7 protein-coding genes are annotated in these 18,131 nt (G+C 69.8%); 4 read left to right on the top strand and 3 right to left on the bottom strand.

The annotated features are described in order from the left end of the window. The first annotated feature begins 3 nt into the window (after positions 1 to 3). Entirely contained in the window at positions 4 to 10,614 is a 10,611-nt protein-coding gene (locus tag ACIGA3_RS23765) for a LamG-like jellyroll fold domain-containing protein (protein WP_399719038.1), read from the top strand. Positions 10,615 to 10,616: 2 nt separating this feature from the next. Then, positions 10,617 to 11,201: a suppressor of fused domain protein gene (locus tag ACIGA3_RS23760; protein ID WP_399719036.1), complete on the top strand. Its 585-nt coding sequence runs from the start codon at positions 10,617 to 10,619 to the stop codon at positions 11,199 to 11,201. Between the two features lie 361 nt (positions 11,202 to 11,562). Here the strand turns inward: ACIGA3_RS23760 and ACIGA3_RS23755 are convergent, their stop codons facing one another. The 3 genes from ACIGA3_RS23755 to ACIGA3_RS23745 all read right to left on the bottom strand — a co-directional run bounded on the left by ACIGA3_RS23755 (position 11,563) and on the right by ACIGA3_RS23745 (position 15,331). Next, a complete protein-coding gene (locus ACIGA3_RS23755) occupies positions 11,563 to 12,702 on the bottom strand; it encodes a hypothetical protein (protein WP_399719033.1) in 1,140 nt (379 codons plus the stop codon). A gap of 121 nt (positions 12,703 to 12,823) precedes the next feature. Then, a complete protein-coding gene (locus ACIGA3_RS23750) occupies positions 12,824 to 14,461 on the bottom strand; it encodes a phospho-sugar mutase (protein ID WP_399719030.1) in 1,638 nt (545 codons plus the stop codon). A 45-nt stretch (positions 14,462 to 14,506) separates the two neighbouring features. After that, on the bottom strand, positions 14,507 to 15,331 hold the full coding sequence (locus ACIGA3_RS23745) for a purine-nucleoside phosphorylase (RefSeq protein ID WP_030806759.1): 825 nt from the start codon (positions 15,329 to 15,331) through the stop codon (positions 14,507 to 14,509). 233 nt (positions 15,332 to 15,564) lie between these two features. Between ACIGA3_RS23745 and ACIGA3_RS23740 the strand changes: the two genes are divergently transcribed. Further along, the gene (locus tag ACIGA3_RS23740; RefSeq protein ID WP_399719027.1) at positions 15,565 to 17,013 is read left to right on the top strand and encodes an NAD(P)H-quinone dehydrogenase; all 1,449 of its coding nucleotides are present in this window, start codon (positions 15,565 to 15,567) and stop codon (positions 17,011 to 17,013) included. Between the two features lie 170 nt (positions 17,014 to 17,183). After that, positions 17,184 to 18,089: a DeoR/GlpR family DNA-binding transcription regulator gene (locus tag ACIGA3_RS23735; protein ID WP_399719276.1), complete on the top strand. Its 906-nt coding sequence runs from the start codon at positions 17,184 to 17,186 to the stop codon at positions 18,087 to 18,089. The last annotated feature ends 42 nt before the right edge of the window (positions 18,090 to 18,131 follow it).

The following is an 18,131-nucleotide window of genomic DNA, read 5'->3' as shown; positions in this document are numbered from 1 at the left end:
TTCATGCTCACCACCGAGACAGCGGCGGCCACCGGCGCCACCCTGCCGGCGCTGAGCATGCCCGAACTGTCCTTCGCCGGTCTGGCGAAGTGGGCCCACAGCTCCTCCCTCGACACCCCTGACCAGCAGGGCGGCACCGCGCGGGGCAAGAGCCACCACGCCTCGGCGGCGGCCACCAGCACCAACCACACGGCCGGTCACAAGCCGGGCCGGGGCAAGGGTGAACTCGGCGCCTACCAGCGCCATGTGAGCCGGCCCGAGAAGACCACCACCAAGGCCCTGGCCTCGGCGAAGAGCTTCAACCCCCGTACCAGCGAGCGGGACGCCAGGAAGTCCACGGCGACCTCGGACTACTTCGTCAACGCCGACGGCTCCACCACCGTCCGCCACTACGACGTACGGGCCAACTTCAAGTCGGCGGACGGCACCTGGAAGCCGATCGACACCAGCCTGAGGAAGGGCGACGGCGGCCGGTTCGAACAGACCGCCAACTCCGTCGACGTCGACTTCGCCCCCGACGCGGCCGACGACCGCCTGGCCTCCCTCGGCCTCGGCAACGGCAGTTCGGTCGCGTACTCCCTCCTCGGCGCCCGCAAGACCGAGGCGTCGAAGGACGAGAACGGCACCCTCCGCTACGCCGACGCCCTGCCCGGCACCGATGTGCAGCTCGCGCCGATCGCGGACGGCTTCAAGGAGAACCTCGTCCTGCGCTCCAAGGACGCGGACAACTCCTGGCTGTTCGCGCTGGACGCGAAGGGGCTGACCCCGCGCATCGGCAAGAACGGCGACGTCGAGTTCACCGGCGCCGACGGCAAGGTGGCCGCGACCGTCCCCCATGCCTACATGGAGGACTCGCGCATCGACCGCCGCTCCGGTGACGGCGCCCGGTCCCACGAGGTCATCTACGAACTGACCACCGTGGACGGCGGACCCGCGCTGCGGATGACCGCCGACCGGGCCTGGCTGGACGACCCCGAGCGGGTCTACCCGGTCACCGTCGACCCGACCACGGTCGTCAACACCAGCCAGGCGACGTACGTCCAGAACGACTACAGCGCCAACCGCTCGGCGGAGAACCAGATCAAGGTCGGTTCGTACGACGCGGGCACCACCAAGGCGAACTCCTTCCTCCAGTTCTCGTCGCTGGGTTCGACGATCGCCGGACGCCAGGTGTCCGCCGCGACCCTGAACGTCTGGGCGCTGTGGTCCGCGACCTGCACCCCGGAGGCGTTCTCCGTCTACCCGGTCACCCAGTCGTGGTCCCCGTCGACGACCACCACCTACCCCGGACCGTCCTACGGCGCGGCCATCGGCTCCGCCACGCCCGACCCCGGCGCCTCCTGCACCAACACCACGGGCAGCACCGGTGTCGGCGTGAAGATGCCGGTGCCGCTGTCGACGTCCTGGTTCACCCAGGTCGCCGCGGGTGGCATCAACTACGGCCTGGCGCTGGCCGCGCCGACCGGTGACGGGCTGCACTGGAAGAAGTTCCACTCCGACGACTCGGCCACCTCCGGCTGGCGTCCCTCGCTCGACCTGACCTACGGCACCAATGTCGAGCCGCAGGTCAACGCCTCGTACCCGCCGGAGAACTTCCAGGCCAACACCCTCCAGCCGGAGCTGCTCGTCTACGCGAGCGACGCCGACAAGTCGCCCAACGCGGCGCTGTCGTACTCCTTCGAGGTGTACGACGCCGACTCCGACAGCACCACGCCCGTCGTCACCTCCGGCGCCCTGGCCAAGGGGAGCTGGAAGATACCGGCGGGCAAGCTCAAGTGGTCGAAGAACTACGCCTGGTACGCGGGGGTGAGCGACGGACTCGCCGAGACGACGTACTCCAGCCGCTTCACCACCGCCGTGCCGCAGCCGCCGGTCACCTCGGGCCTCGCCCAGAACACCGACGGCCACGACTTCGACCCGAGCGACGCCAACTACACCACCGACGACTCCGACGCGGACGTCGAGGTGGTCGGCCCCTCGCTGGAGATCGACCGCTCGTACAACAGCATCGACCCGCGGGTCGACGGTGCGTTCGGCGCGGGCTGGTCGACGGTCGCCGACATGAAGGCCGCCGAGGTCAAGAACCCCTCCGGCACCGTCACCAGCGTGATCATCACCTACCCCGGTGGTGAGCAGGTCGCCTTCGGCCGCAACACCGACGGCACCTTCCAGCCCCCGCTCGGCAGGTACGCGCGCTTCCAGGCCGTCTCCGGCGGATACACGCTGACCGACAAGGACTTCACCGAGTACGCCTTCACGCAGTCCACCGCCAAGGCGGGCACGACGGCGATATCCACGATCAAGGACTACGCGGGCCGCACGGAGAAGTTCTACTACAACGCGGCCAGGCAGCTCACGAAGATCACCAACGAGAAGTCGCAGCGCTCGCTCGGCCTGACCTGGTCCACGCCGTCCGGCGCCACCACGGCGCACGTCGCCACGGTCGCCACCGACGCGGCGGTCCAGGACGACTCGTCCACGGTCCAGACCTGGAACTACGGCTACAGCGGCGACCAGCTCACCTCGGTCTGCCCACCGGCCACCCCCGCCAAGTGCACCACCTACGGCTACGCCACCGGCAACCACTACCGCACCACGGTGCTGGACGCCGACCCGTACGCCTACTGGCGGCTCGGTGAGGCGTCCGGTGCCACCGTCGCGGCGGACTCCGTCGACAACAACCAGGGCCGCTACAACGGGCTGTACCACAACGTGACCCTGGGCGGCTCGTCCGTCCTCGCCGGCTCCACCCAGAAGACGGCCGCCTTCAACGGCACCACCTCCTACGTGGAGATGCCGAGCGCGCCGGGCGCCACGCCGTCGTACATGACGGTCTCGCTGTGGTTCAAGACCACCACCGCGGGGGGTGTCCTCTTCTACTACGGCGACAAGCCGCTGAGCGACTCCGACCCGGTCGCCAACACCAAGAAGAACACCCCCGCCGTGTACGTCGGCACCGACGGCAAGCTGCGCGGCTGCCTGGCCATGTCGCCGGGCTGCATGTCCACCATCACCTCCACGGCCTCCGTCACCGACGGCCAGTGGCACAACGCCGTGCTCACCGGCATGGCCACCAGCCAGACCCTGTACCTCGACGGTGCCTCGCAGGGCTCGCTGAGCGGCACCATCAACGACTGGGAGCAGCCCTACCTCTCGCTCGGCGCCGGTGTGAACACCGACGGCTGGCCCTCGATGAACCCGAACGACAAGCTCGGGCACTACACGGGCCAGATGGCCGAGGCCGCCGTCTACTCCGAGCCGCTCGACCCCTCGGTGATCACCGCGCAGTACCAGGCCGCCAAGCGGTCCGCCGGTCTGCTGAACAAGATCACCACGCCCGGCGGGAAGACTCAGGCGTCGGTCGTCTACGGCACCACCGACGACCTGGTCAAGCAGGCCACGGATTCCGAGGGCGGCACCTGGAAGCTCAACCCGCCCACCGTCACCGGCTCCTCGCAGGTCTACCGCTCGGCGGTGATGGGCTCGGCCCCGGCCGGCTACTGGCGGCTCTCCGACACCCTCGGCGCACAGCAGGCCGCCAACGAGGTGCACACCGGCTTCGGCACGTACAACACCGTCACGCAGGGCGTGGCCGGTCCGTTCGGCGCCGGTGACGCGACCGCCGCGTCCTTCGACGGCACGTCGTCCTACGCGGAGATCCCGTACGCCCCCTGGCACGGCTCGGGCGAGCGCGCCGTCGAGCTGTGGTTCAGGACCAGTGCTCCCGGTGTGATCCTCTCCGACCAGGCGAAGGCGCCGGCCGGCACCCCGTCCGGGTCCTGGAGTCCGCTGCTGTACGTGGGCACCGACGGCAAGCTGCACGGCCACTGGTGGAGCGCCACCGGTTCCGGCGCCTTCGGCTCCACGGCCGCCGTCACCGACGGCACCTGGCACCACGCGGTGCTGTCGGCCTCCGGCACCACCCAGACGATGTACCTGGACGGCGCCAAGCAGGCCGACTTCACCGGCGCGGTGGGCGACCAGAGCAACACGCGGTCGTTCGTCGGCGCGGGCTTCGCCAAGACCTGGGACGTCTCGCCCGGTGACCTGAGCTTCTTCAACGGCTCCATCGCCGAGGTCGCCACCTACGGCCACCCGCTGTCCGAGGACCAGGTCGAGCAGCACTGGTCGGCGTACAAGGCGTCGTCCGGCGTCGCCCCGGTGCGCACGGTCACGCTGACCGACCCGACGAACAAGACCCTGAAGTACGTCTACGACGCGGAGATGGGCAACCGTCTGCTGGCCGCGGTCGACACCGACGGCAACCGGACGACCTACGGCTACGACACGGGCGGCTTCCTGCACACCGTGACCGACGCCAACGGCAACCGGAGCATCACGGGTTACGACGTGCGCGGCAACACGGTCTCGCAGACCAGCTGCCAGGACACGACGGCGAACAAGTGCGCCACGGAGTACTACACGTACTACCCGGACGCCACGACCGCGTTCCCGGCGATGGACCCGCGCAACGACCTGCTGCTCACCGAGCGGGACGGCCGTTCCTCGGGGCCCACGGACAACACCTACCTCACCGGCTACTCCTACGACACCGGCGGCAACCTGCTGTCGGTCACCAGCCCCCCGGTCCCGGGCCATCCCAACGGCCGTACCGCCACCACCACCTACACCACGGCGTCCACCCCGGCCGCCGAGGGCGGGGGCGCCCTGGCACCGGCCGGCCTGACGGACACGGTCACCACACCGGGCGGCCGGACGACGAAGTACACCTACTTCTCCACCGGCGACCTCGCCACGGTCACCGACGCCAACGGCGCGAAGATCGCGTACACCTACGACAAGCTGGGCCGGCAGATCTCCCGCACGGAGACCTCCGACTCCCAGCCGTCCGGCCTCACCACCTCCCAGACGTACGACAAGAACGACCAGGTCGTCACCGAGACCAGCCCCGCCGTCACCAACCGCGTCACCGGCGCGGTGCACCAGGCGAAGACCACCACGGGCTTCGACGACGACGGCAACGTGCTCTCGCAGACGGTGGCCGACGTGCGGGGCGGGGACGCCTCGCGGTCGACGTCGATGACGTACGACGCCTACGACCGTCTCGCCTCGCGGACGGACCCCGGCGGCGGCACGACGGCCTTCGAGTACGACGTCTACGGCAACAAGGTCAAGGAGACCGACCCGCTGGGGACGGTCAACACCTACACCTTCGACGCCGAGGGACGCGCCCTCACCACCAACCTGCTCGGCTACACCGGCGACCCGAACAACCCGTCGGCGCCGACCACGCTGGTCCAGGAGTCCCGTGCGTACGACCCGGCGGGCCGGCTCGCCTCGGTCACCGACGCGATGGGCTGGGTGACGGCGTACACCTACACCGACGACGGCCTCGCCGCCTCGGTCACACGCAAGGACCCGTCGAACGGCAAGCAGTTCGTCGAGGAGGCCAACACCTACGACCCGGCCGGGAACCTGATCAAGCAGGTGACCAACGACGGCCGCACCACGTCCACCTTCACGGTGGACGCCGCCGACCGCGTCGCCTCGTCCGTGCTCGACCCGACCGGTGTCAACCGCGGCACCAAGGTCTCCTACGACCCGGACGACAACGTCGTGACGGAGACCGAGACCGACCCGGCCACCGGTGACGTCGACCGGACCGACAGCCGTTACGACCGGCTGGGCAATGTCACCGGCTACACGGAGCACGACGGCACCACCGCTCCGGTGGCCCGCTGGAAGCTGTCGGAGCCCAGCGGCCTCACGGCCCAGGACTCCTCCGGCGGCAACAGCAAGGTGACACTGGGCAGTTCGGTCACCCGCTCCACCGAGAAGGGCGGCTCCGCCGTCTTCAACGGCACCGCCAGCGCCTACGGGCAGGCGGACGGCCCGGCGGTCAACACCAGCGGCGACTTCACCGTCTCCGCCTGGGTCAAGCTCGGCACCACCGCCACGAACAGCACCTTCCTCGCACAGGACGGGCAGCTCAACAGCGGTTTCCAGCTCTACTACTCCACGGCCTACGGCTGGACCTTCAACCGCCACTCCACGGACGCCGCCGGCGCCGCGACCGTCCGGACCAGCTCCGGCACCGCCGCGGTCAAGACCGGCACCTGGACCCACCTCACCGGTGTGTACGACCAGGCGTCCGCCTCGCTGAAGCTGTACGTCAACGGCGCCCAGTCGGGCACCACGACGTCCTTCACCTCACCCTGGGAGGCCACCGGCCCGCTCCAGATCGGCCGGCGCCTCTTCAACGGCACCTACGCCGAGAACGCCCAGGGCTCGATCGCCGATGTCCAGGTCTACAGCGACGCGCTGACCGCGCCCCAGGTGTCCGCCCTGTCCGGCGGCACGCTCCCGGCAGCCGGCAGCTCGGTGCAGACCGACACCTGGAAGCTGGACCAGCGGGGCCTGCCGCTGTCCTCGACCGACGAGCTCGGCAACACCACGGACTACGCCTACGACGAGGCCGCTCAGCAGACCGTGGTCACCGAGCCGGTCGTCGACGCCGAGACCGGCGGCGGCACGGCCAGTGCGGTCCGCCCGATCTCGATGACCGGCTACAACACCTTCGGTGAGACGACCGAGACGTCCGACCCGCTCGGCAACGTCACGACCACGGCCTACGACGCCGAGGGCCAGGAGACCTCGACCAAGCTGCCGGACTACACCGCGCCGGGGGCCTCGACCCCGATCACGGCCACGTCCTGGAACGAGTACAACAAGCTCGGCCAGGTCACGGCGGAGGTCGACCCGCTGGGCAACCGCACGGCGTACACCTACACCCAGCTGGGCGACGTGGCCTCGGTCACGGAGCCGGGCGGCGGCACGTCGACGATGGTCTACGACGTGGCCGGCGACCTGCTGTCGTCGAACAGCCCGGGCGGCGCACGTCAGGAGTCCACCTGGGACTACCTGGGCAACGAGCTGACCAGCACGGACATCGTGCGTCAGCCCACGCAGCGGGCGTACACGGCGATCAACGAGTACAACGCGCCGGGCGGCGACCTCTCCCGCAGGGTGAGCCCGACGGGTGTCTCGGAGTCGTACAAGTACAACGCCCTCGGCGAGGCCACCGAGGTGACCGACGGGGCGGGCAACGTCTCGAAGTTCACCTACACCATGGACGGTGACGTCCTCGCGGCGACCGACCCGGACAACGCGAGCACCAAGAACACCTACGACGGCTTCGGCCGGCTGACCGCCACCAGCGACCTGGACGCGGCCGGAGCGGTGCTGCGCACCAGCGGCTCCACCTACGACCGCGCCGGAAACCCGCTGTCGGTGACCGACTACCGGGGCCACACCACCACCTTCACCGTCGACCCCACGGGTCTGGTGACCAAGGCGGTGGAGCCGGTCTCCGCGACCGAGTCGATCACCACGTCCTTCGGCTACGACGTCGCGGGCAACCGCACCCGCTTCACCGACGGCCGGGGCAACCCGTTCATCACCACCTACAACAAGTGGGGGCTGCCCGAGTCCGTCATCGAGCCGTCCACCCCGGACCAGCCCGCCGCGGCCGACCGCACCTACACCACGGTGTACGACGCGAACGGCCGGGTGGCCGAGCAGCGTTCACCGGGCGGGGTGACCATCACCGCCGAGTACGACGCGAAGAGCCGGCTGGTGAAGCAGTCCGGTTCGGGCGCGGAGGCCGCCACGGCCGACCACACCTACGCGTACGACTCCGACGACCGGATCACGTCCGTCGCCGGCGCGGGGACGGACGACGACACCTTCACCTATGACGACCGGGGCTCGCTGCTGACGGCCTCCGGCCCCTCGGGCAGCTCCGCGTTCGCCTACAACGGCGACGGCGCGTTGACGTCCCGCACGGACGCCTCGGGCACGTCGACCTACGGGTACGACCCGGCCGGCCGCCTGAAGACGGTCAGGGACGGCATCACCGACTCCACCGCGACCTACACCTACAACACCGACAACGCCGTCGCCCAGATCGACTACGGCACCGGCAAGTCCAAGCGCACGTTCTCCTACGACGCGCTGAAGCGCATCACCGACGACAAGCTGACCTCGCCGGCCGGCAAGGTGCTGTCCTCCATCGGCTACGGGTGGGACGCCAACGACAACATCGCGTCGAAGACGACGACGGGTGTCGCGGGCGCGTCCACGAACACCTACGCCTACGACTGGTCGGACCGGCTGACGTCCTGGAACAACGGCACCACCACGGAGGTCTACGGCTACGACGCCTCGGGCAACCGCACGCGGGTCGGCGGCGACACCTACACCTACGACGCCCGCAACCGGCTTACCTCGGACGGCCACAGCGCGTACGCGTACACCAAGCGCGGCACGCTGAGCTCGATCACGGACGAGTCCGGGACCAGGACCGAGATGAAGGCGGACGCCTTCAACCGCGTGATCAACGAGGGCGACCGGACGTACACCTACGACGGTCTGGACCGCGTCCTGAAGGCCAAGGACAAGGTCGGCGCGGACATCTTCTCCTTCCAGTACAGCGGTGACGGCAACGACGTCTCCTCCGACGGCTCGGCCGCCTACAGCCGCAACGCCGACGGTTCGCTGCTGGGTGTGAGGTCGGGCGCGTCGTCGGTGCTGGCGCTGACCGACATCCACGACGACCTGGTCGCGCAGTACACCGACTCCGGTGAGGCGCTGAGCGGTTCGGCCGGCTACACGCCGTTCGGCAAGGTCTCCGCCTCGACGGGGATGCTGGGCAACCTCGGTTACCAGTCCGGCTGGACCGACCCCGAGACCGCCCAGGTCAACATGGCCGCGCGCTGGTACTCGCCGCAGACCGGGCAGTTCAACAGCCGGGACACCGTCGGCAACGACCCGCTGCCGGACTCGGTGAACGCCAACGCGTACGCCTACGCCAACCAGAACCCGATGACGGGCGTCGACCCGACCGGGCACTGGTTCGGCTTCGTGAAGAAGGCGTTCCACAAGGTCGCCAAGAAGGTCAAGAGCAAGGCCAAGTCGGCCTGGAAGAAGACCAAGCACGCGGCCAAGGCCGTCGCCAAGAAGGTCCGCAAGGCGGCCAAGCACATCAAGAAGGCCGTCAAGAAGGTCGTCCACAAGGTCCGCCGGGCCGCGCGCAAGGTCGTGCACTACGTCCACGACAGCGTCAAAAAGGTCAAGAGATACGTCAAACGCACCTATAAGAGCGTCAAACGCTATGCCCACAAGGTCGTCCAACACGTCAAACAGAAGGCCCGTCAGGTCGCCAAGGCGGCCAAGAGCGTAGCGAGCAAGGCGGTCGCCCTCGGCAAGAAGGCCGTCCAGAAGGTCGGCCGGGGCGTCAAGGCAGCGGCCAAGGCCACGACCAACTTCGTCAAGCAGCACGCCGCGACGATCGTCTCGGTCGCGGTGGGTGTGGCGGTCTTCACCGGCTGCACCGCTGCGACCTGGGGTGTCGGAGCGGTCGGCTGCGCGGCCCTCGCGGGTGCGGCGGCCAACGGTGTCGGCTACATGATGAGCGACGGCCCCAAGTCCGTCGGCGGGTTCCTCGGGTCGGTGGCGATCGGCGCCGCGACCGGTGCCCTCGGTGGTGCGGCCGGTGGTGCGGCCTCCGGCGCGGTGGGCCGACTGCTCGCCGGCGCCGGCGGCAAGGTTCTCAACGGCGCGGCCATGGGCGCGGCGGGCGGAGCCGCGGAAGGCGCGGTCGGCTACGGCATCTCCTGCGCCTCCAGCGAGGAGGGCTGCAGCGCGAGCGGCGCGGCGAAGGCGTCGGCGGTCGGCGCGGCCACGGGCGGCATCTTCGGTGCCGCGGGGAGCAGGTTCGGCCGCAAGGGCTGCACGCCGCACAGCTTCACCGGTAGCACGGGCGTCCTCATGGCGAACGCCATGGTGAAGCCCATCTCCCAGGTCAAGCCCGGCGACTACGTCCTGACGGCGGAGCCCGGCAAGACCAAGAAGGAGAAGCACAAGGTCAAGGCGGTGATCGTCACCAAGACCGACCGCGACTTCACCGACATCGCCGTAGCCACGAAATCGGGTGTGAAGACGATCCACGCCACCAAGCACCACCAGTTCTACGAGACCAGCCACAACGCCTGGACCCAGGCCGGTGACCTCAAGGCGGGCTACGAGCTTCAGGACGGCGACGGAAGCCACACCAAGATCGCCAAGGTGAAGTCGTATACGTCCCACGGTGTCACTTACGATCTGAGCATCGCGGGCCTGCACACGTATCACGTGGCGGCTGGTGAAATCGAAGTCCTCGTTCACAACGACAGTGCCGCGGCGTGCCCGATCGGTGCGGCGCGATTTGAGGTGGATTCCGCGGGGACGGTGTCCGACAGGCAAGGTCCCGCCATGCCGACGAAGAAGTACAACAGGAAGCGTGACTACGGTGGGGCGCAGACTCGTGGCCCCGCTGGGCGAGCCGCCAGGAAGGCTGGTGCGGGCACGCGTTGCCTGGATTGCGGAGAGGTGCAGGTTGAGGGAACCGCAACCCAGCCCGTACCTGAGCACGACCCGCCGCTCGGCGAGCACTACTATTTCCATGACGGGTGGAAGATGACGAACGCGGAGCGGCGCGAATACGCGAAAGCGGGTATTGATGGCACGCGATGTCGAGCATGCCAAAGTAGTCAAGGGGGCAGGCTCTCGGGTGCCTTGACGAAACTGGCGAACGCGTTCGGAATGGGGAGATAGTCATGGAACCAGTGATCGACGGCCGCCAAAATGCGCTCGACCGACATCTGCGCAATTCTTGGGCAAACACACCGCATGTAGATGACCGGTGGGATGCTGGGCCCATCGAAGAGATACTGCCGGGCTTCCGCGTGCGTTGCATTGAGCCGACGGATCCATCTGAAGCCTGGGTCTATGTCTCGATGGGTGCATCAATTACCGGAGAAGGTGCCCATGAGTTCGCGCTGCTCTCTCCGTGTGCGTTTCAGCGTCACGTTGAAACAGTGACCATGGTCGCCCATTGGCAAGCGGCGGGACGGAACGCGGATGTGGGCTCTGTGCTGGCCCTGGGTTGGCCTTGGATGGAGGGAAGTGAGGCGGACCACCTGCTCGTTGCTCCGCTCTACGCTTACCCATCGGGGTATGACAGCTTTCGCGATGGGGACAAAGAGGTCTCCATCTTGTGGCTGATCCCGATCTACGCAAATGAGGCCGCCTATGTTCGACGGCGGGGATTTGAGCATCTCGAGGAAAGGTTCGAGAAAGCTGACGTCAACCTGTTGGATCCACGTCGAGGCTCGGTACTCGGCACCTCGGCGATCTCCTGATGTCGCGTTGCGGGGTTATTCCGATTTGCTCGCCGGGTGTGAGGCCCGGATGAAGCGAAGAGCCCTCTGATCGGAGGGCGGAATTTCTCCGCGCCTTGATCGGGGTGAGATGCTGACTCAGTTGGTTCGACGGGTTCCGGGAGATTGGGGTCCGGGTAACTGAGTCGACTCTCCAGTTCGGTCACAGAAGCCCCGCCAGTAAATTCCTGGCGGGGCTTCTGTTTTTGTGTGGGAGGACATTCGGCTCGCGGGGCAGAAGGCGGCCACGGCTGGGGAGGTCGAGGCGATGGTGGGGACGGTCGAGAAGTACCGGTGAGGCGTCCCGGTACGGGGGTCGACTCCGTACCGGAAACCCCCGTACTCAGACCTTGTAATAAAGGTCGAACTGCCGGTTGCTGCCCGAGTTGTTCGTGATGCCGAAGCACAGGCGCGGGGCGCCCGAGCCGGTGTAGATGGCCATGCCCTCCGGTTCGCGGGGGTCGGCTGCCGCGTCAGCCTCCGAGTGGGTGCTGGCGATGTAGCCCGTCGTGGGGTCGTTCTGGGTGCCGTTGAGGTCGAAGGACGTGGTGTGGATGGCCCACTTGTCCACGCCGGTCAGGGTGCTCGACGGGGTGCTCGTGCGGGGGTCGCCGTCGAGCATGTAGACGTACTGGCCGTAGGACGTGAAGCCCTGGAAGGTCGCCGGGGTGGCGGTGTCCGGGGTGCCGTCGGCGTTGTACTTGTAGAGCGGGGGCTGCTGGATACGGGCCAGCGGCGCCGGCAGGGTGCCGGTGCCCGCCGTGGCCACCGCCGCGGCGAGGTCGTACGCCGCGAACCAGTGGTCGGAGCCCAGCGCGTAGCGGATCAGCAGGATGTTGTGGTCCACGTCCACCGAGGGCGTCATCGAGGTCGCCGCCGGGTCCGGTGAGCCGAAGCGCTGCACGGACGGGTGGCTGGTCCACAGCACGGTCTTGGTGGCGAAGGGGAAGCGGACGAACTCCTGCCCGTACCCGCTGCGCCCGGACCCGGCCTCGGTCCACACGTACGCCGGATTGCCGCCGCTCGCGGGCTGGATGCCCAGGGAGACGCCATGGCCGAAGCCCAGCAGGTACATGTACCCGTTGACCGCACCCGTGGCGATGTCGTGCCGGGTCAGACAGAGGTCGCCCGACTCGGCGTGGTCGTCCCCGCCGATCGACGCCGTCACCGCGACCTGGCTGCCCGAGCGGAGGTACGCGATCTGGCTCGCCCCGGCGACCTGGAGCGTGTAGAAGTGCCCGTTCGCCGAGTCGAAGGCGATGCCCTGGAGCGTGGTCGAGCTGTCCTGGTTGGCGACACCGGCCAGCCAGCGGGTGGAACCGGCGGCGACGTCGATCAGCGCGGTCCCGCCCGGCACGCTCGCGGGGTTGTCCACGGGCGCGGCGACCGCCGCCTGAGCGGGCAGTCCCAGTCCGGCGGCGGCCGCCGCGGCGAGCCCGGTGCCGCCGCGTATCAGACCGCGGCGAGTCATGTTCATGGTCATGATCGGGACCTTAGCGGCTCGGCAGGGGCTCGCCACCAGGTACTTGTGCAGATCTTGACCGGAGCACACGACCGCGCCGGGCCCGCCCGTCGAAGGATCGGCCCGGCGCGGCAAGCACTTCTCAGATCCCCGCAGCCCCCGACAGGTCCCGCTTGATCTCCGCCAGCAGCTCCGCCGCCTTCGCGCGGGCCGCCGGGAGGGCGTCGCGGTCGGCGACCGGGACCACGACCTCCAGGTAGCACTTCAGCTTGGGCTCGGTGCCGCTCGGGCGGACGATGACGCGGGCGCCGTCCAGGGTGTAGCGCAGGCCGTCCGTGGGCGGGAGGGTGGCCGTGCCACGGGTGAGGTCCTCCGCCGAGGTGACCGCCAGACCGGCGAGCCGGACCGGCGGCCGCTCGCGCAGGCGGCGCATCGCGTCCGCGATGACCGACAGGTCCTCCACCCGCACCGAGAGCTGGTCCGTGGCGTGCAGACCGTGCTCCAGCGCGAGGTCGTCCAGGACGTCGGGCAGGGTCCGCCCCGACTCCTTCAGCTCCGACGCCAGCTCGGTGATGAGCAGGGCCGCCGTGATGCCGTCCTTGTCGCGCACGCCCTCGGGGTCCACGCAGTAGCCGAGCGCCTCCTCGTACCCGTAGCGCAGGCCGTCCACGCGGGCGATCCACTTGAAGCCCGTGAGGGTCTCCTCGTAGCCCAGCCCGGCCTTCTCGGCGATCCGGCCGAGGAGGGAGGAGGAGACGATGGACTCCGCGAAGGTGCCGGTGACGCCCCGGCTCACCAGGTGGGCGGCGAGCAGCGCGCCCACCTCGTCGCCGCGCAGCATCCGCCAGCCGTCGCCGTCGCCGTCGCGTACGGCCACCGCGCAGCGGTCCGCGTCCGGGTCGTTGGCGATCACGAGGTCCGGCGAGGTCGCGCGGGCCGCCGCGAAGGCGAGGTCCATCGCGCCGGGCTCCTCCGGGTTGGGGAAGGCCACGGTCGGGAAGTCCGGGTCGGGCTCGGCCTGTTCGGCCACCAGCACCGGCTCCGGGAACCCGGCCCGCGCGAACGCCGCGAGCAGCACGTCCTTGCCGACGCCGTGCATCGCCGTGTAGACGGTACGGGCGGTACGGGCCGAGCCCTCGGCGAGCACCGCGTCCGTACGCGCCAGATACGCGTCCAGCACCTCGTCGCCGAGCACCTCCCAGCCGGACTCCGGCCGGGGCACGTCGGCCAGCGCGCGCACCGCGTCGATCTCGGCGGCGATCCCGGCGTCGGCGGGCGGCACGATCTGGGAGCCGTCGCCGAGGTACACCTTGTAGCCGTTGTCGCGCGGCGGGTTGTGGCTGGCCGTGACCTCCACGCCCGCGACCGCGCCCAGGTGCCGTATGGCGAAGGCGAGGACCGGGGTGGGCAGCGGGCGCGGCAGCACGGCGGCGCGCAGTCCGGCACCGGTGATCACGGCGGCGGTGTCCCGCGCGAAGTCGGCCGACTTGTGCCGGGCGTCGTAGCCGATGACGACCAGGCCGCCCGTCTCCCCCTTGGCCTTCAGGTACGCGGCGAGACCGGCGGCGGCACGGATGACGACGGCGCGGTTCATCCGCATCGGGCCCGCGCCCAGCTCGCCGCGCAGCCCGGCGGTGCCGAACTGGAGCGTGCCGCTGAAGCGCGCGGTCAGCTCCCCGACGTCCCCGGCGTCGATGAGCTTGGCCAGCTCCTCGCGGGTCTCGGCGTCGGGGTCCTCGGCCAGCCACGCCTGGGCCCGTGCGATCACTTCGTCCTGCACCTCGGGTGAACCTCTCTCTCGATTCCGTCCGCTGCCGCCGTCGGGCTACAGCCGGTTCAGCACCTGTCCCAGCAGCTCGCCCATGCGCGCCGCCGAGTCGCGGCCCGCCTGGAGGACCTCCTCGTGGTTCAGCGGCTCGCCCGTCATGCCGGCGGCGAGGTTGGTGACCAGGGAGATGCCCAGCACCTCGGCGCCCGCCTCGCGCGCGGCGATGGCCTCCAGCACCGTGGACATGCCGACCAGGTCCGCGCCGATGACGCGGGCCATGCGGATCTCGGCCGGGGTCTCGTAGTGCGGGCCGGGGAACTGCGCGTAGACGCCCTCCTCCAGGGAGGGGTCGATCTCCTTGCACAGGGCGCGCAGGCGCGGCGAGTACAGGTCGGTGAGGTCGACGAAGTTGGCGCCGACGATCGGGGAGGTGGCCGTCAGGTTCAGGTGGTCGCTGATCAGCACCGGCTGGCCGGGGCGCATGCCCTCGCGCAGGCCGCCGCAGCCGTTGGTCAGCACGATGGTCTTGCAGCCCGCGGCGACGGCGGTGCGCACCCCGTGCGCGACGGCGGCGACGCCACGGCCCTCGTAGTAGTGGGTGCGGCCCAGGAAGACCAGCGCGCGCTTGTCACCGAAGGTGTACGAGCGGATCTTGCCGCCGTGCCCCTCGACGGCCGGCGGCGGGAAGCCGGGCAGCTCGGTGACCTGGAACTCGGCGTCGGGCTCGCCCAGGGCGTCCACGGCCGGGGCCCAGCCGGAGCCCATCACGAGGGCGACGTCGTGGGTCTCGGCGCCGGTGAGTTCGCGCAGGCGCGCGGCGGCGGCGTCGGCGGCGGCGTGCGGGTCGCCCTGGCGGTCGTCCGGAAGGAGAGATGCGTTCACGCCGACGAGGGTAGCCGGTGTTCTCCTACGCGCGTAGATGACAGCGCCCATGGGAATGCGATCGTTGTCATGCAGATTTCGACAAAGGCTGGGCAAAACGGCTGCGCGTGATTGACCGGTGATGCATTCCGCCCCACGCGGCACTGTGAAAACTCCGGTCCCGTCGGCCCGTACCGGCGTCTCCGCCCCTGGGAGCGGCCCCGGCGCGTTCGCTTCTCGCGGGGTGCGGGACAATGGGGTACGTGACTCGGATCGTGATCATCGGTGGCGGACCCGGCGGATACGAAGCGGCGCTGACGGCCGCCCAGCTCGGCGCGGAGGTGACCGTCGTGGACTGCGACGGTCTGGGCGGGGCGTCGGTGCTGACCGACTGCGTGCCGTCCAAGACCCTCATCGCCACGGCCGAGGTGATGACCACCTTCGACTCCTCCTACGAGGAGCTGGGCATCATCGTCGCCGACGACACCCCGCACATCGAGCAGGCGGCCCGCGTGGTCGGCGTGGACCTCGGCAAGGTCAACCGCCGGGTGAAGCGGCTCGCCCTCGCCCAGTCCCACGACATCACCGCCTCCGTCACCCGCGCCGGCGCCCGTGTCATGCGCGGCCGGGGCCGGCTGGAGGGCATGCAGGCCCTCGACGGCTCCCGCAAGGTCGTCGTCACCGCCGCCGACGGCACCGAGGAGACCCTCACCGCCGACGCCGTGCTCATCGCCACCGGCGGTCACCCGCGCGAGCTGCCCGACGCCCAGCCGGACGGCGAGCGCATCCTGAACTGGACCCAGGTCTACGACCTCACCGAGCTGCCCGAAGAGCTGATCGTGGTCGGCTCCGGCGTCACCGGCGCCGAGTTCGCCGGTGCCTACCAGGCGCTCGGCTCCAAGGTCACCCTGGTCTCCTCGCGCGATCGCGTGCTGCCCGGCGAGGACCCGGACGCCGCCGCCGTGCTGGAGGACGTCTTCCGCCGCCGCGGCATGAACGTGATGGCCCGCTCCCGCGCCCAGTCCGCCAAGCGGGTCGGCGACCGGGTCGAGGTCACCCTCGCCGACGGCCGCGTCATCACCGGTACGCACTGCCTGATGGCGGTCGGCGCGATCCCGAACAGCGCCGGTCTCGGCCTGGAGGAGGCCGGGGTCAAGGTGCGCGAGTCCGGGCACATCTGGACCGACAAGGTCTCCCGCACCAGCGCGCCCGGCGTGTACGCGGCCGGTGACGTGACCGGCGTGTTCGCGCTGGCCTCCGTCGCGGCGATGCAGGGCCGTATCGCGGTCTACCACTTCCTCGGCGACGCGGTGGCCCCGCTGGACCTCAAGACGGTCTCCTCGAACGTCTTCACCGACCCCGAGATCGCCACCGTCGGCTACAGCCAGGCCGACGTGGACGCGGGCAAGATCGACGCGCGCATGGTGAAGCTGCCGCTGCTGCGCAACCCGCGCGCGAAGATGCAGGGCATCCGGGACGGGTTCGTCAAGATCTTCTGCCGGCCGGGCACCGGGATCGTGGTCGGCGGTGTGGTCGTCGCGCCGCGCGCCTCGGAGCTCATCCACCCCATCTCGATCGCGGTCGACAACAACCTGACGGTCGAGCAGATCGCCAAGGCGTTCACCGTCTACCCGTCGCTGTCCGGCTCGATCGCCGAGGTGGCCCGGCAGTTGCAGTCCCGCAAGTCGGGCGGGGCGGGCTGACCGGACGGGCCCATGCGGGCGGCATAGTCGGCCGGTAAGGCCCTATATCAGTTCCGGGGTCCGGTTGCGAACAACTTCTGCTATTCGGCGCAAACTGCTGAAAGCAGACGGTCGTTGGGGTTACTGTCAGTTTCGTGTTCGCTGCAGAACGTCGTCAACTGATCCTCGAAATGGTGCGAGCCAATGGGGCCGTGTCGCTCCGTGAACTCGCCCGCGTCGTCCAGACCTCCGAAGTGACCGTACGGCGGGACGTGCGCGCTCTGGAGGCAGAAGGACTCCTAGACCGCCGGCATGGCGGTGCGGTATTGCCGGGCGGGTTCACGCGAGAATCCGGCTTTCCGCAGAAATCGCATCTCGCGACCGCGGAGAAGACGGCCATCGCCGATCTCGCCGCGGGACTCGTCGAAGAGGGCGAGGCCATCGTGGTCGGCGCCGGTACGACCACCCAGGAGCTGGCCCGCAGGCTGGCCCGGGTGCCCGGCCTGACCGTGGTCACCAACTCCCTGCTGGTGGCGCAGGCGCTGGCCCATGCCAACCGGGTGGAGGTCGTCATGACCGGCGGCACCCTCAGGGGCTCCAACTACGCCCTTGTCGGCTCCGGCGCCGAGCAGTCCCTCCATGGTCTGCGCGTCTCCAAGGCGTTCCTCTCCGGGAGCGGTCTGACCGCCGAGCGTGGCCTGTCCACGTCCAACATGCTGTCGGCCTCCGTGGACCGGGCCCTGGTCCAGGCCGCCTCCGAGGTCGTGGTCCTCGCCGACCACACCAAGCTGGGCACGGACACCATGTTCCGTACGGTGCCCACCGAGGCGATCACCCGCCTGGTCACCGACGAGCCCCCGGCCCACGACGACCGCGCCGTCACCGAACTCCAGGCCCTGGCCGACCAGGGCGTGCAGATCTCCGTGGCCGGAGCGACCGGCGCCCCGGCCCCCGACCAGCCCCAGGCCCCCCGCGGCCAGCGCTCCTCCCAACTCCCCGGCCCTCGCCGCGGCCAGGTCCCTGGCGCCGCCCTCCGCGGCGTCCTCAACGACCAGCCCACCGACCGCCCCCGAGTGGCCGACCTGCGCCGCAGGTAGCAACTCGGCGGGGTACGCCGTGACCGCACACCCTGCGTAGGG

This window comes from Streptomyces sp. NPDC085596 (genome assembly GCF_044541565.1).
Classification (GTDB): domain Bacteria; phylum Actinomycetota; class Actinomycetes; order Streptomycetales; family Streptomycetaceae; genus Streptomyces.
The sequence above is the reverse complement of the archived record's forward strand: the minus strand, read 5'-3'. Positions and strand labels throughout refer to the sequence as shown.

Bases quoted from the DNA above. Each gene is read 5' to 3' on its own strand.
- ACIGA3_RS23765 (WP_399719038.1), top strand. From the start codon at position 4: ATGCTCACCACCGAGACAGCGGCGGCCACCGGCGCCACCCTGCCGGCG.
- ACIGA3_RS23760 (WP_399719036.1), top strand. From the start codon at position 10,617: ATGGAACCAGTGATCGACGGCCGCCAAAATGCGCTCGACCGACATCTG.
- ACIGA3_RS23755 (WP_399719033.1), bottom strand. From the start codon at position 12,702: ATGACCATGAACATGACTCGCCGCGGTCTGATACGCGGCGGCACCGGG.
- ACIGA3_RS23740 (WP_399719027.1), top strand. From the start codon at position 15,565: ATGGGGTACGTGACTCGGATCGTGATCATCGGTGGCGGACCCGGCGGA.
- ACIGA3_RS23735 (WP_399719276.1), top strand. From the start codon at position 17,184: ATGGTGCGAGCCAATGGGGCCGTGTCGCTCCGTGAACTCGCCCGCGTC.